The sequence below is a fragment of the Planococcus chinensis genome (assembly GCF_020071995.1).
Taxonomy (GTDB): Bacteria; Bacillota; Bacilli; order Bacillales_A; family Planococcaceae; genus Planococcus; species Planococcus chinensis_A.
The window spans coordinates 189,838-204,407 of the sequence record NZ_JABWTK010000006.1 but is presented as its reverse complement, the minus strand read 5'-3'; the positions used below and the strand labels follow the sequence as shown (position 1 = coordinate 204,407).

The window sequence follows — 14,570 nt, the reverse complement described above, 5'->3', positions numbered from 1 at the left end:
ATAAATTTATTAGATATTTTGTGCGTTAGAAATTGTACAGGCCATTTTTCAACTTTTTCGGCATAAATAAAGGGAAGTTAGGGTAATAAAAAGAAATAGAACTTGAAAATGAAAAGCAGGCTTTTGATTGAGATGCAGAGTGGAGGACGATGGATATGGAAATCAAACAAATGAACAGAGGTATTGCAACCTCATTGTCGGCAATCGGAATAGCGCAGGCATTGAAAATATTTACCCACAAAAAAGTAACCGGGAAATGGGATTGGAAACAGGCGTTTACAACTGGCGGCATGCCGAGTTCCCACTCAGCCGGCGTATCTGCCCTTGCTTCGTATGTAGCAGCGAACAAAGGGACAGGCCATACCGAAACTGCATTGGCAGTAGTGTTTGGAACGATTGTCATGTATGATGCACAAGGAATCCGACGCCACACCGGCGAAATTGCGCATCTTGTAAACGACTTGGAAGATAGTTTCGTTTCCTTGTCAGGCGATTTTCCGAGCCTTGAATTTGAAAAGCGGGAAAAAGAACTGAAAGAAATTCTTGGCCACCAGCCGATTGAAGTACTCGGCGGTGCAGTTTTCGGAATCTTGTTCGGATTGATTTCCGCACAAATTGAAAATGATGAGCGGCGCCGGAATCGGCGGGCCAATCGTAAAAACGCTTCTAAAGTACAAATCAATTCCAATGAAGCTTATATCCCAGCCAAAAGACAGGATATTAAAAATAGAAGATAACAAAAAAGCGTGCCGGTTCAGGCACGCTTTTTTGTATTGCCGACAGCTGAAGCTGGCCGAATTTTATTCATTTTTCCAACCAGTAAATAGACAACCAGCAAAATGGCGAATAAGGACACGGTCACATACCATGGAAACTCGGTTATGGCCTCGCCAAAAGCCGTATAAATGACAGCGGGCAAGATCAGCCCCAACATGGAGTAATACATATATTCCTTGCGGCTTTGAGTCATTTCCATCAAATACAACGATAGCAAATGGAAGTGCACAAAAGGCATAATGCGCAAAATCATCACTTGGCCGACGGAAATTTTCCGATTGGCAAACATTTTGTTTTTAAGTTCGGACATCCTCTTTTTGAACTTTGGAAATTTATTGACGAGCACATATGAAACCAGGCTCATTAGTGAAAGGCCAATAAATGACAGGAGCGCCCCTTCGAAAAATCCGAAAACGACGCCGCCAATAACGCAAACCAAGACGACCGGCAAAAAAAGAATAGGCCGCAATAAATGCAAAAGCACAAAAAGAAGAGGGGCAAACCATCCAAAACCTGCGATGAAATTCTCCAATGTGTATTCGAATTGTTCCATTTCTTCTCTCCGCTCTTTATCTCTTCTTAATTCTGAAGAATAAGCCAGACGCTTGGAAAATGCAAGAAAAGGGCTTGCATAAAGGTTCAGAAGCGGGAAAGCTAGACAAACGCCAGCTCCCGATTATTCGACTTTTTTTATCCAGACCATATGAGGCTTTCCCGGTACCCAGTAATCTTCCAAAAGCCGGAACGGTTCACCTAACTTTGCGAGCCAGTATTGTTGGGAACTCGTAAAGCCGGCATCCAAATAAAATTTCTGTTTCCCGATCGCTTTCAGTTCCCGGCAAGCTTGCTGAAATAAGAAGTCGCCGACTCCGGACCGCTGATGTTCCGGATGCACATACACACAAGCAACTTCCAGTTCTCCAGGTTCCACCTTGACCATCGCGTTTAACATTTTGCCGGGTGTCTGCAGTGCGATGGTTCCCAGCAATTTTTTCTCTTTTTCGGCAACATAGAAATGGTTTAAGGGATCCACAAAACTTTTTTGCACGGCTTGGTTCAACCTGGCAACTTCTTCTGCCCATAAGGACGGATCGTCAAATCCTTCGCGCTTCAGCAGGTCTTTCAGGCATTCCTGAAACAGTTGATCCGCTTGATTGATATCGTTCGCTTCAATTCTTCTGAACTTCATGATATGCCTCATTTCAGTGTATGTCTTTAGTCGATTAACTTCTACATTGGCCATTTGAGGGCGTTATATTGGATAATGCCCAGCAATTTTTTTCGTCGATCTTCCAGTGCAACCAATGAATCGAGAAACTCTTGTTTTGGGACTGTAGGAAAACCTTCGTGATGAAGTTTCTCAATATCGTCAAAAGGCGGAACTTCCTTTGAAGGCTTGACCTTCGCTGAGTAAAGCGTATCCAAATAACTTTGTATACTAGAACGCGCTTCTGTGACAAGCAAGCGGTTCGGTTGATTTTCCGGCCAAATTCCATAAGAAAAGAGAGTCAAAGTTTCATCTAATATGGCGACTGCTAAGGGGACTGCTCCCTTTTTATCTTCGGCATAATAATAATGGAGAATCGGATAGGCTTTATGCTGAGCGGTAATGGTGCTTAATTGGTTTGAATATTTGGATAAAAGAAAATCCGAATTGTGGAAATGCTCGCCATTCCAAGCGTTTTTGACCCACTCCATACTGGTTTTCCCTGAACCATAGACACTTTCTGCAAACGCCCGTTTTTGTGTAACGGCACCCAGAACTGACAGGAGGTATGTAACGCCAAGCGTGATAAAAAGCATTCCGGTGCCAGTTGCACAGACCGTAGCAATTTGCCAAACAGTTCCTTGAGGGCTAAAATCTCCGTTTCCAAGTGTAAAAATCAAATAGCCGGTGAAATAGATTCTCTCAACCCAAGTAGCAGGACTGTTATCTTGGGCATTTATGATGGAATGGTCATTGCCGGCAAACACAAATGTCCAGCCGATCCAAAGCAAGACAATCCACATGAGCAGGGTCAGCGATAAAATAAGTGGTCCTGAAAGGCTTAAAATTTTCGGATTGCTCCGGCTGATTTTCCAAAGAAATTTCCATATGGTATGCGACAGCCGTTTCGTCAGTGGACCCGCGCCTCCGTCTACCCATAAAGTGGTCCAAATAAAATCCATAATCCCCATAATGAGCAGCAAAACCCCAATCATGATATAAATCTCATTCATCCAAATCCTCCCTAGTTTATAATTTCTTAAATATAATGGTAGGGGATGCCTGGCTGAAAGTAAAAAAATAAGAATTTGCAAATCGCCTGAATCGAAGAAAACCCTATATTATGGTAAAATAAGAGTATAGCTATAAAGGAAAGGGTCGTGTTGCCATTTGGAAAAAAATGCTCAAAAGGGCGCACCTCTAACAGAAGCGCCTCTTATAACAACAAAACAGCAGAAAAACCTGCTCCATATAAACCACATTGTCATTTTAGGTGATTCAGTCGCTTATGGCTACGGCACAAAAGGCGGCATATCGAAATATTTAAAAGAGACATTCCATAAAAGCAAAGTAACCAACCTCGGCATCAACGGTCTGACAAGCAACGGCATGGTTGAACGTCTGCGTTTCGGCATTTGGGACAAAGTGCTCGAAACAGCCGATCTGGTGTTGATCAATATCGGCGGCAATGACTTGCTCCATGGATTCAGGGGGCAGGGAGCAAAAGGTCTTGTGCGCCAGTTTTCCATAATTAAGCGGACATTCCGCCAAAACTTGCTTGAAACATACCGCCATCTTCGTGAACTGAACACAAACATGATTATCGTGCAGAACAACTTGTACAATTCCATGAAAAAAGAAGTGCAATATTTTGGGTTTACGGAATTGCTCTTGCGGTTATGGAACTCGGCTATTGGAGAAAAAGGCGTCATCGTGTCAAAAACCGACTTGATGGGCAAAAATCCGGAAATTTGGCTGGATTCCATTCATCCGAATGATGAGGGCTATAAATTGATGCATGAACTGTTAATGAAAACCTTGTCCTCGACCGGATTTGTGTTTCATCCCGGAGAAGAGTCGATACAGTCCAACAAAACGGTTTCATTGGGCATCAGCGATCATTCTTGATCCGTTAATTGGTTTCAAATTCCAAAAGCCAGCCTGTATGAAAAATCATACAGGCTGGCTTTTTTATATTGCTATAGCGAAAAGACGGGCAAATTTGAAATAATAAACAATAATAGATTGACGCTTTAAAAACTTGCTTATACAATAATAAAAGGATTTTTTAATAAATTCATTCTTTTTATGTTGCAATTATGCAAGGGGGGCTTAATAAACCAAGCATGGGAAATTTTCAACGATATGAAAACGGTTACACATTTTAAGAATAGGGGTGCACAATGATTACTTTTTTTGTCTCGATTATCATTTTGGTAATAGCATATTTTACATATGGAAAGTTTATTGAAAAAATGTTCGACCCGGCTGAAACAAGAAAAACACCGGCATACGCCAATCAGGACGGCGTCGATTTTGTGCCGATGAACAAGCATAAAAATGCATTGATCCAATTGCTGAATATTGCTGGTACCGGTCCAATTTTTGGTCCAATCATGGGGGCATTGTATGGTCCGGTCGCTTTTCTATGGATTGTTATTGGGTCCATTTTCGCCGGCGCTGTCCATGACTATTTAACAGGTATGATTTCCATCCGCAACAAAGGCGCTCATATTCCGGAACTTGCCGGCAAATTTTTAGGGGCAGCTTCACGTCATATCGTCAACGTCTTTGCCTTATTGCTTTTATTATTGGTAGGTACCGTGTTTGTTACCACGCCGGCTTCGTTATTGGCTATTTTACTGGACGGAAAAGTGGCGTTGGGCATCATCATTGCGGTTATCTTTGCGTATTACTTCCTGTCCACAATTTTACCGATTGATAAAATCATCGGCAGAATGTATCCGTATTTTGGCGCGATTTTGCTGATTGGGACTCTCGGAGTCGGCATCGCACTCGTATTCTCGGATTACAAGATCCCGGAATTGAATTTGACGAATATGCATCCGGCTGATTTGCCGATCTTCCCGATGCTGTTCTTTACCATCACATGCGGAGCATTGTCCGGTTTCCATGCGACCCAGTCACCGATCATTTCCAGAACGGTGCAAAAAGAATCTCAGGGGCGTTATATCTTCTACGGCATGATGATTGCAGAAGCGATCATCGCGATGATTTGGGCTGCGGCTTCGATGAGTATTTTCGATGGCCAGACGCTGAGCGGCATCATCAATTCGGGTACACCGTCTGCAGTGGTCAACGAAGTGTCCATGACCTTATTGGGTGCAGTCGGCGGAACCATTGCGGTCCTTGGCGCCATCGTTTTGCCGATTACTTCGGGGGACACTGCATTCCGTGCAGCGCGGTCCATTATTGCCGACTATATCAAACTGGATCAACAAAAAGTCATGAAACGATTGATGATCGCTGTTCCGTTGTTTGCCATTTCGGTGCTCTTGACGCAAATTGATTTCAATCTGCTATGGAGATATTTCTCCTGGGCTAACCAGGCAACAGCCGCAATCGCTTTGTGGATTGGTACGATGTACTTGTACATCCAAGGCAAAAACTACTTGGTTTCCATGGCGCCGGCCATCTTCATTACGTACATGGTATTCGTCTACATCTTAAACCAGAAAATTGGATTCAATCTCGACTTGAACATTTCATTTATCATCGGTTTTGTTTTGACAATTATTATTGTCGCGATGTTCTATGCAAAAGCTAGAAAGAACCGGGAAGAAGATGTGGAAACTGCTATAGCAGTCGATTAAAGAAACAGGTAAAAGTTTTGAGTAGGTGAAAGCGGGCTCTTTGAGCCCGCTTTTTATATTGCTTTTTTAGATTGAAAATAGCTCTATTTCAGGGTGAAAAAGCGAGAAATGTTATTTTAATATCGAATTCCATTGAACTATTCAGACAATTATGTATAATTAACTCTATTGGCCGTACTGAAAAGACGAACTATTTAAAATTTTAATTCTTTTAAGTGCTGCAAAACGTTATACATTAAGGAGCGATTAATCATGACTAAACAGAACATCACCGTTGTCATCGAAGCTTTGAAAGCGGCGTTGACTGAAGAACAGGTCACGGTCAATGAAACCGTGAGAGAACTGCATGGCAGAGATGAATCGTATCATGCCCTGCAATTGCCTGACATCGTTGTTTTTCCTGAAAGAGCCGAACAAGTCAGCGCCATCATGAAAATCTCAAACCAATTCCAGGTTCCGGTTGTTCCGTTTGGCCTGGGGTCCAGTTTGGAAGGGCATGTCATCCCGACCGAAGGCGGAATCACGATTGACTTTTCATTGATGAACCAAGTGCTCGAAGTCATGGAGAATGATTTTCTGGTGAAAGTGCAGCCGGGAGTGACACGGCTCCAATTGAACAAGGAATTGAAAAAATACGGGTTGTTCTTCAGTGTGGACCCGGGGGCGGATGCCACAATCGGTGGGATGGTCGCAACAAACGCGAGCGGCACAACATCAGTCAAATACGGCGTCATGCGCGACCAAGTCCGTGACTTGGAAGTCGTGTTGGCGGACGGGATGGTGATCCACACCGGCAACTTGGCAGCCAAGTCCTCGTCCGGCCTTCATCTTAATGGGTTGTTTACCGGTTCAGAAGGGACGCTCGGATGTTTTACCGAAATTACGCTGCGCGTCTACGGAATCCCGGAACACGTTTCAGCAGCGCGGGCCTGTTTCCCGTCCGTCAATGATGCGGTGGAAGCGGTAGTCTCCATTCTTCAGGCGGGCATTCCGGTGGCGCGCGTGGAACTTGTTGATGAACCGTCAATCCGCCAGGCGAACCTGTACAGCGAAACCGATTACCAAGAAAAACCGACGCTGTTTTTGGAATTTCACGGCAACGAAGCCGGACTGAAGCAAGATGTGGAATTCATGAAAGAAATCGTGGATGGACACGGCTGCTCGGAAATCCAGTTTGAAACCGACACCGCGAGCCGCAATAAACTGTGGGAAGCGCGCCATAATCTGGCATACGCATTCATACACGGCTATCCCGGCAAGAAAATGATGGTAACGGATGTCTGCCTGCCGATTTCGGAACTGGCAGGGGCAGTGGCTCATGCACGTGAAGAGTTGGAAAGTTTAAACTTGATCGGCGGAATCGTCGGGCATGTCGGCGATGGCAATTTCCATGTGCTGCTGATGATGGATTTGAATAATCCGGAAGAAACTCAGAAAGCGGCCGATTTTAACGAACGTATCGTCCTATATGCACTTGAGCGCGGCGGCACTTGCACCGGTGAACACGGTGTTGGCATCGGCAAACAGAAATACCAGCGCCAGGAACATGGCGATGCCCTGCTGGTGATGGAAAAAATCAAGCAAGCGCTGGACCCGCTCAATCTCCTGAACCCGAATAAAAACGTTAAAGCAGCTGAGAAGGGAGTTCATCTATGAAATTTCTTGAATCGCTAAGTGCGTTTGCCGGCAAATATTTTGCTGTATGGGTTGTTGCCATTGCAGTCATCGCTTTTTTGATTCCGGAACCTTTCCTTGGTTTCGGCAGCTACATCACGATTTTGCTCGGCGTTGTCATGTTCGGCATGGGGCTGACGTTAAAGCCCGTCGATTTTAAAATCGTCCTGATGCGTCCTGTACCGGTCATTATCGGAGTCGCTGCACAATTTTTGATCATGCCGCTGGTCGCTTTTGCAATTGCCTATCTCCTGAAACTGCCACCGGAATTAGCTGCGGGTCTGGTGCTCCTTGGCTGCGTTCCGGGTGGGACAGCTTCCAACGTGATGGTGTATTTGGCAAAAGGGAATCTGGCGCTGTCGGTTGCGATGACGTCACTTTCGACTTTGCTGGCGCCTGTCATGACGCCGCTCCTTCTATTGCTTTTGGCCGGCCAATGGCTGCCGGTGGATCCGGTATCGATGTTCATGTCGATCATCCAAGTGATCATCGTTCCGATTGCATTGGGGCTGATTGTCCAAAAACTGCTGCCAAAAGCCGTCGAAAAAAGCGTCTCCATTGTCCCGTTGATTTCGGTACTGGCAATTTTAATCATTGTATCTGCCGTGACTGCAGCCAATGCGGCAAATGTCATTAGTGCCGGGTTTATCGTTTTCGCAGCAGTGTTCCTGCATAACGGATTTGGATTGCTGCTGGGTTATATGACGGCAAAAGCCATGGGCTTGAACGAAACCGACAGAAGAGCGATTTCACTGGAAGTCGGCATGCAGAACTCAGGCCTCGGTGTTGCCCTTGCAACTGCACACTTTAGCCCGCTCGCCGCACTGCCAAGTGTCTGGGGTGCGATTTGGCACAATATTTCCGGGCCGATTTTGGCCACGATTTGGTCGAAAAAACCGGCCGGAGAAGAAAACACTGCCGCTTCGCCAACTGGCAGTACGATGTCAGCCAGAGCGAAGCTTGGAAAAAACTGATGAAAGTAAAACCTGTCGGCCTGGAAGCGGCCGATAGGTTTTTTACTTTTTCATGATGGTTTCAATCAGTTCCTTGTTTCCAACTTTCTTTGTCGAAAATGAAATCGAATCTCCTTCCTGGAGCGATTCGAAATCACCGGTGGCATCTTCTGCTAATTCATATCTTTTATCTTTGCCGTCCACTTCAATCGTAAGAGCATCTTGTGAGCTGTTCGTGAAACCTTTGAAAACCCCTTCGCTTTGAGTCGTCAAGTCAATGCCAGAGGCAGGATCTGCGCGCTCGGTTTCCTGCACCATTTCATTTTCGGGCCGTTCAATACAAGCAGCAAGGCCTAATGCCAAGATAGATGCACTGCCCAACTTCAGCCATTTTTTCATTGCTTTACAGCCTCCTTAGCAAAATGGAACTGCATTTATTGCTGTCTAATAAAATGGAAACAATTATTCCTTTTCCACACTGTTCCATACTTCCGGAAGAAGTCCACTGATTTCATGGGCAAGAAGGGTATGAGTGGAGCGGGTCTCTGCCCATTTGTCGGCACAGGCACCGTGCAAAAACACCGCGTTCAAAACCGCATGCTTCCAATCGTCATGGAAGCAAAGCATGCCAAGCAGCATCCCGGTTAAAGTATCGCCGGTACCGCCTTTGGCAAGTGCGGCATTGCCGGTAGGGTTGATCCAAGTTTCCCCGTCCGGAAAAGCGATGACCGTTTTGTCTCCTTTTAAAACGATGGCAACGCCTAGCTCTTCCGCGAACTTGGCCGCATAGAAGCTTCGTTTCGGCATAAGCTCCTGCAGCTCCACTCCCGTAATTCGACTGAATTCTCCGGGATGAGGAGTTAAAATGACGGGCGCAGGACGCTCCGTATAATTTCGCTGTGATAATGCGCCGGCATCCAAAATTAAAGGGGAATGGCTGTCAAGGATGTTTTCGATGGCTTGTTCTGTCAGCCGGTCAGGCAGAACGCCGGGGCCAATCGCAACAGCCCGGTAAGAAGATAAATCCACCAGGCCGTCTGCGATTTTCTGTAGCCCGCTGCGGACATAGGTCGCTTCAGGCAAGGAAGACACCATCAGCGATACCACTTCCGGTTCGGTGGCGATTTCAAGCTTGCCGATTCCTGAACGCATCGCGCCAAGTCCGGATAAAATGGCCGCTCCAGGCATGTCGCGGCTGCCGGCCACCAGCAGGCCGGTTCCAAACGTGCCTTTATGGCTGGAACGGTCTCTTTTTGGAAGTGTTTCTTTTACGTGCTTGATTGTCCAAATTGAATCTGTTTGATCGGCATGCGCCATTCGGGATCAACTCCAGCCAAAGAATTTTTAATGAAAGTCGGAAAATGCTTTTCGCTATCTGCATACCCGCTTCCAGACCGAATCTAACGGTTTGGTTGATTTGCCTGTAGGGACAGGATTAATCTTGTGGTGGACAGGGAAATAGGAAAACAGTTGGCGAATTGAAAGGATGATGGAAATGGCACAAGCGCTGTTATGGGGAGCAGTGGCAGGAGGGGCGAACTTGCTCGGCGCATTGATTGTGATGGCGTTTAACTTGCCGCAAAAACTGATTGGCTACATTATGGCGCTTGGTACAGGAGCGTTGATCGGAGCGGTGGCATTCGAGCTGCTCGATGAAGCGATGGAAATCAGCGGGTTGACTCAAATTGCATTAGGCTTTCTCGGGGGAGCTCTTATTTTCACAATTTTGGACATTCTCGTAACCCGTAAAGGCGGAATGCACCGGAAGCGGTCCGGCCACGGAAGTGATGCGCCGAGCAGTTCAGAAGCAGGAGCCGGAATGGCGATTTTTATCGGAACCATCATGGATGCCATTCCTGAGACGGCGATGATTGGCCTTGGAATCGCACAAGGCGGGGGTGTCGGCTTTGCATTGGTCGCTGCTGTATTTATCAGCAATTTGCCGGAAGGCATATCCAGTACAACCGGCCTGCAAAAAGGCGGTTACCACAAAAAGAAGGTGCTGTGGATGTGGGTGTTTGTGCTGATTGCTTCAGCGCTTAGTTCTCTCGCCGGCTATACGTTCCTGGAAAATGCCACGGAAGACGTCCAGGCCATACTCAGTGCGTTTGCCGCAGGCGGCATCATCGCCATGGTGGCCTCGACCATGATGCCGGAAGCCCACGAAAAAGGCGGGCCGATCGCCGGCTTTATTACAGCGGCCGGCATCTTTATCACCTTGCTGTTGCAACAGATTTAACCATTAGCCTTTAAGGAAATTCCTTAAAGGCTTTTTGGATTCCAGTTGCCGCAGTATCTATATTTTGGTTAAAATGTTAGAATATTCACTATTATAACAATTGAACTTTTAAGGGGGATGTACATGTACAAACAGCTGAACGAACGGATTTTTATTATCGACGGGATGGACTTAGGGGTTGAAGAACGCACCGGCACGTATGTCATTGCGGAAGAAGAACTAACGCTGATTGACACCAGTGCCAGCCCGTCCGTGCCGTATATTAAGAAAGGGCTCGAAGAACTCGGATATCAACTCAGCCAGGTAAAATACATAATCGTCACGCATATCCACCTGGACCATGCGGGAGGAGCCGGGCTTTTGCTGAAAGATTGCCCGAATGCCAAAATTGTGGTCCATCCGAAAGGTGCACGCCATCTGGCAGAACCGGAGCGACTGATTGCCGGAGCAAAGCAAGTGTACGGCGAAAAATTTGATAAATTATTCGATCCGATTGTGCCGATTCCGGAAGAGCGGCTGCTCATAAAAGGCGAAGGCGGACAACTGAAAATCGGTCCATCCTGTACGCTGGAGTTTTGGGATACCCCCGGGCATGCCAAACATCACTTCGGCATAGTGGATCCTCAAAGCAACGGCATTTTTGCAGGCGATACGGTCGGCATCCGGTATGAACAGCTCGCTAAAGGCGGAATCGATTTCTTTTTGCCGTCCACTTCACCCAATCAGTTTGATCCGGAAGCGATGAAACAAGCCATTTCCCGGATGCAGTCCCAGCATTTCAGCGCCATCTACTACGGCCATTTTGGCATGACGGAAAAAACGGAAATGGCGCTTCGCCAAGTCTCGGAGTGGCTGGAAGTCTTTATGGCGGAAGCCAAAAAAACTTTTGCAGGAGGATTCGGGCCGGATGAACTCGTCGAGCGCCTGCAGCAGCGGATCCAAAAGCACCTTCAGGGGCTGGGCGTAAAAGATGATCATGAAGTGTACAAGATCATTCAACTTGATTTGGAAGTCAGCGCCATGGGAATGGCGGACTATTTTTTAAAACTGCAAAAGGCGGCCGCAACCCATGAAATCCGTTGAAGGTGCAGGATTCAAGTTCCTTTTTTCGGGTATTGAATAGAAAACTGATTCTCCAGGGAGGAAAAATACAGATGGCGAATGTCAACAGCGAAAAATTTTTCAAGGAAATGAACGTAGCGTTTGTAATCGGTGATTTGGAATTTATTGAAAGACATATAGCGGACGATGTCGTATGGAAAATGGAAGGTGAAGAAACGATTGAAGGAAAACAAAAGTTTCTCGATTATGTCGGCAATATGGACAGCGACCATGAGGTGAAAGTGACCATTGACCATGTCAGGACGGATGGACTGCAGGCAACGGTCACGGGAAAAATGACCATTGATGACAAAAAAGGCGGAATCCAATCTTATTCCTATCAAGACATTTATGAAATGGACCGGGAAGAAGGCGGGAAAATCGTCAGCTTAACTTCGACCACCCAGGAAGACAGTTGAATCGGCAAAAGAGAAGGCCGCCGTTTTCTTTTATTAGTAAATTGAGAAACTGCTTAAATCAATATATCATTGAATTATTTCTCCCGCATGGTGTTGATGGCGAACCAAGAGTTAATAACAGACGATAAGGCAAAGGAAATTTTTAATAATCAAAAGTGCTGGAAGCCAGCATGTTCTTTTTTCGCACGGTATTCTTTCCAAACATCCATATAAAAAAAGCCAAAGAAGCAATTGAACTTCTTTGACTTTTTTGAAACGAATGAATAGCGATGAATAAACCCAACCCTCCAATTAGAGAAAAGTAGTCGCTTTGATTGGCTATCAAATTAAGTATTCAGCCGAAACAACAGTCTGGATACTGATTAATTTTTATTCATTGTTTATTCATTTGACGTTTATCTATTATCCATAATATATTCATTTGTTATTCATATGCATATTCATTTACTTGCAAACAAAAAACCGCAGGAGCTCGATCGCTCTTGCGGTTTTTTTTACATATTCGCTTTTACATAGTCCGCCACTTCGGCTGATGTATCCATCGCTAAAATGTGGTCAATATGTGTTGCCATCTCGGCTTTCGACAATTTGCTGATCTGTGAGCGGGCTTTCAGGATGGAAGATGCGCTCATTGAGAACTCATCGAGCCCTAAGCCGAGTAGAATCGGAATCGCAATTTCGTCTCCTGCCATTTCGCCGCACATGCCGGTCCATTTGCCTTCGCGGTGGGAGGCGTCAATGACCATTTTCACCAGGCGCAAAATCGCCGGGTTGAACGGTTGGTACAAATACGATACGTTTTCGTTCATGCGGTCTGCGGCCATTGTGTACTGAATCAGATCGTTTGTGCCGATCGAGAAAAAGTCCACTTCTTTGGCGAATGTATCTGCCATAACTGCCGTAGAAGGAATTTCCACCATGATGCCGATTTCAATCGAATCGCTGACTTCAATGCCTTCTGCCTGCAGCTTCGCTTTTTCGTCTTCGATCAGCGCTTTTGCCTGGCGGAATTCATCCAGCGTCGCAATCATCGGGAACATGATTTTCAAATTGCCGTGGACGCTGGCGCGAAGCAATGCACGCAGTTGTGTCCGGAACATATCCGGCATTTCCAGGCATAAACGGATGGCCCGCAAGCCCAGGAAAGGATTTAATTCGTGCGGCAATTGCAGGTAGGACAACTCTTTATCGCCGCCGATGTCCAATGTGCGGACGACGGTCGGTTTGCCTTCCATTGCTTTTAGCACCGACGAGTACGCTTCGTACTGCTCATCTTCGGTCGGGAACTGGTCACGTCCCATGTACAGGAACTCTGTCCGGTACAAGCCGATCGCTTCTCCGCCGTTTTCAAGAACACCAGTCGTATCTTTCGGCGTACCGATATTGGCGCCAAGTTCCACGGTATGTCCGTCTGTTGTCACTGTCGGTTCGTTTTTCAGTTTTGCCCATTCCGCTTTTTGGCGGTCATACTGAGCCTTTTTTTCTTCATATTCGGCAACCGTTTCGCTGTCCGGATCCAGGATGATGTTGCCATCCAAGCCGTCAACAATAACAAGTGTGCCGTTTTCAATTGAAGACATTGCTTCTTTAGCGCCGACTACCGCTGGGATTTCAAGCGTACGGGCTAAAATTGCCGAATGGGAAGTGCGTCCGCCGATGTCGGTGATGAACGCTTTGACGTAGACCGGATTTAATTGAACCGTATCAGAAGGCGTCAAATCTTCCGCAATGATGATAACTTCTTCAGAAATCATGCTTGGGCTTTGGATGGTTACACCTAACAGGTGAGACAATACACGTTTGGTTACGTCGCGGATGTCCGCGGCGCGTTCTTTCATGTAATCATTGTCCATCGCTTCAAACATTTGAATAAACATATTTGCCGTTTCCTGCAACGCATATTCGGCATTTGTCTGTTCTGTTTCAATTTTTTCTTTGATGGGCCCGATGAGTTCCGGGTCGCTTAACACGAGAAGGTGAGCGCCGAAAATCGCCGCTTCCTTGTCGCTGATTTGCTTGGCGGTGCGTTCTTTAATGGCTTCGAGTTCAGATGTGGATTGGTTTAAGGCGGCTTCGAATCGGGCTACTTCCTGCGCTGTATCCGTTACAGTTGTCTTTTCAACATTCAGTTCCGGATTTTCAAGGCGAAACGCTTTTGCAATGGCGATCCCATTCGAAGCTGCAATTCCGGATAATGTTTTTTTCATTAGTTTGAAAGCCCTTCAGATGCCATAACCTGGCTGACTTGAGCCAATGCTTCTTCTTCGTCTTCTCCGTTTGCTGCCACCGTTACTGTTGATCCGGAAGCCACGCCAAGCGACATCACACCTAAAATCGATTTCAAGTTCACTTTTTTGCCTTTGTGCTCAAGCGTAATGTCGGATTTGAATTTCGCCAATGAACCTACCAATGCGGATGCTGGACGTGCGTGGATACCTGCTTCATCTGTGATTGTGAATTGTTTTTCTACCATGTAAAATTCCTCCTAATATGAATGATTGTCTTTGATCGTTTCAATCTCTATTATGAACGATTTTGATTGAAAATAAAATCAAATGACTGTTTTTGATTGCTTATGAATGATTA

At 46.0% G+C, this 14,570-nt stretch carries 15 protein-coding genes; 8 read left to right on the top strand and 7 right to left on the bottom strand.

Annotated elements, in window-relative coordinates:
- Positions 1-161 precede the first annotated feature (161 nt).
- Complete coding sequence (locus HU147_RS11950; protein WP_224076542.1) at positions 162-737, top strand: divergent PAP2 family protein; 576 nt, start codon at positions 162-164, stop codon at positions 735-737.
- Positions 738-754: 17 nt separating this feature from the next.
- On the opposite strand, the gene HU147_RS11945 is transcribed toward HU147_RS11950, so the two are convergent.
- From HU147_RS11945 to HU147_RS11935, 3 genes are all read right to left on the bottom strand, one after another.
- Complete coding sequence (locus HU147_RS11945; protein ID WP_224076451.1) at positions 755-1,330, bottom strand: TVP38/TMEM64 family protein; 576 nt, start codon at positions 1,328-1,330, stop codon at positions 755-757.
- 123 nt (positions 1,331-1,453) lie between these two features.
- Positions 1,454-1,966, bottom strand: coding sequence for a GNAT family N-acetyltransferase (locus HU147_RS11940; protein WP_224076450.1), 513 nt, complete (start codon positions 1,964-1,966; stop codon positions 1,454-1,456).
- Positions 1,967-2,007: 41 nt separating this feature from the next.
- Positions 2,008-2,997, bottom strand: coding sequence for a potassium channel family protein (locus HU147_RS11935; protein ID WP_224076449.1), 990 nt, complete (start codon positions 2,995-2,997; stop codon positions 2,008-2,010).
- 157 nt (positions 2,998-3,154) lie between these two features.
- Here HU147_RS11935 and HU147_RS11930 point away from each other — a divergent pair, with 157 nt between their 5' ends.
- From HU147_RS11930 to HU147_RS11915, 4 genes are all read left to right on the top strand, one after another.
- Positions 3,155-3,892, top strand: coding sequence for a GDSL-type esterase/lipase family protein (locus tag HU147_RS11930; RefSeq protein WP_224076448.1), 738 nt, complete (start codon positions 3,155-3,157; stop codon positions 3,890-3,892).
- 275 nt (positions 3,893-4,167) lie between these two features.
- Complete coding sequence (locus HU147_RS11925; protein ID WP_224076447.1) at positions 4,168-5,598, top strand: carbon starvation CstA family protein; 1,431 nt, start codon at positions 4,168-4,170, stop codon at positions 5,596-5,598.
- A 252-nt stretch (positions 5,599-5,850) separates the two neighbouring features.
- Entirely contained in the window at positions 5,851-7,254 is a 1,404-nt protein-coding gene (locus tag HU147_RS11920; protein ID WP_224076446.1) for an FAD-binding oxidoreductase, read from the top strand.
- A complete protein-coding gene (locus tag HU147_RS11915; protein WP_224076445.1) occupies positions 7,251-8,246 on the top strand; it encodes a bile acid:sodium symporter family protein in 996 nt (331 codons plus the stop codon). Before HU147_RS11920 ends, HU147_RS11915 begins: the two co-directional genes overlap by 4 nt.
- Positions 8,247-8,288: 42 nt before the next feature.
- Here the strand turns inward: HU147_RS11915 and HU147_RS11910 are convergent, their stop codons facing one another.
- Both HU147_RS11910 and HU147_RS11905 read right to left on the bottom strand, forming a co-directional pair.
- Entirely contained in the window at positions 8,289-8,624 is a 336-nt protein-coding gene (locus HU147_RS11910; RefSeq protein WP_224076444.1) for a hypothetical protein, read from the bottom strand.
- A gap of 63 nt (positions 8,625-8,687) precedes the next feature.
- Positions 8,688-9,542, bottom strand: coding sequence for an NAD(P)H-hydrate dehydratase (locus tag HU147_RS11905; protein WP_224076443.1), 855 nt, complete (start codon positions 9,540-9,542; stop codon positions 8,688-8,690).
- Between the two features lie 169 nt (positions 9,543-9,711).
- Here HU147_RS11905 and HU147_RS11900 point away from each other — a divergent pair, with 169 nt between their 5' ends.
- The 3 genes from HU147_RS11900 to HU147_RS11890 all read left to right on the top strand — a co-directional run bounded on the left by HU147_RS11900 (position 9,712) and on the right by HU147_RS11890 (position 11,984).
- Positions 9,712-10,464, top strand: coding sequence for a ZIP family metal transporter (locus HU147_RS11900; protein ID WP_317985517.1), 753 nt, complete (start codon positions 9,712-9,714; stop codon positions 10,462-10,464).
- A 123-nt stretch (positions 10,465-10,587) separates the two neighbouring features.
- On the top strand, positions 10,588-11,547 hold the full coding sequence (locus tag HU147_RS11895; RefSeq protein ID WP_224076442.1) for an MBL fold metallo-hydrolase: 960 nt from the start codon (positions 10,588-10,590) through the stop codon (positions 11,545-11,547).
- Between the two features lie 71 nt (positions 11,548-11,618).
- Positions 11,619-11,984, top strand: coding sequence for a nuclear transport factor 2 family protein (locus HU147_RS11890; protein ID WP_224076441.1), 366 nt, complete (start codon positions 11,619-11,621; stop codon positions 11,982-11,984).
- Between the two features lie 494 nt (positions 11,985-12,478).
- Here HU147_RS11890 and ptsP read toward each other — a convergent pair whose 3' ends face one another.
- Positions 12,479-14,191, bottom strand: coding sequence for a phosphoenolpyruvate--protein phosphotransferase (gene ptsP / locus HU147_RS11885; protein ID WP_224076440.1), 1,713 nt, complete (start codon positions 14,189-14,191; stop codon positions 12,479-12,481).
- On the bottom strand, positions 14,191-14,457 hold the full coding sequence (locus HU147_RS11880) for a phosphocarrier protein HPr (RefSeq protein WP_224076439.1): 267 nt from the start codon (positions 14,455-14,457) through the stop codon (positions 14,191-14,193). The genes ptsP and HU147_RS11880 overlap by 1 nt, the downstream gene beginning before the upstream one ends.
- Positions 14,458-14,570 lie beyond the last annotated feature (113 nt).